Genomic DNA, 422 nt, shown 5'->3' with positions numbered 1-422 from the left:
GTTTCGAACAGCTGAGGACGGCTGCCCTTGGCCGGAACGCCGCTTACCGAGCTCGACCGGCCCTTGGGGCAGGATCGCCCGGTGCGCCACGGCAAGCCGTGGACGCGCTTGCTGTCGCTCGCCTTGAGCGGGGCGGTGGGATGCACGGCGCTTGCAGTGATTGCCATCCTGCTGTTCCGTCGTGACCCCGACGGGGGCGAGCCGATGGCGACTGCCGCGATCGAGATCAGGCAGCCCTCACGGGAGATCGCGGCTGCACCGGCGGTCGAACCCAATGTCAGAGATCCGCGCTCCCCGTCCACTGCGCGCCAGCTTGAAACCGAATCGGGGGTGACCGTCGTGCGCCCGGGGGCAGATGTTCCCGGTGCGATCGTCATCACGATTCCCGACAGCGGCGAGGTCAAGCTCGCGCCGGCCCCCGA

1 protein-coding gene is annotated in these 422 nt (G+C 69.2%); it reads left to right on the top strand.

Annotated elements, in window-relative coordinates:
* Positions 1–156 precede the first annotated feature (156 nt).
* Positions 157–422, top strand: a 266-nt coding sequence (locus AB4Y92_RS26020; RefSeq protein WP_441822251.1) for a hypothetical protein, incomplete at its 3' end; no start/stop codon positions are given.

Source organism: Lysobacter sp. TAB13, from assembly GCF_052113885.1.
In the GTDB taxonomy this organism is placed as follows: domain Bacteria; phylum Pseudomonadota; class Gammaproteobacteria; order Xanthomonadales; family Xanthomonadaceae; genus Lysobacter; species Lysobacter gummosus.
This window is presented reverse-complemented; position numbering and strand designations above follow the sequence as displayed.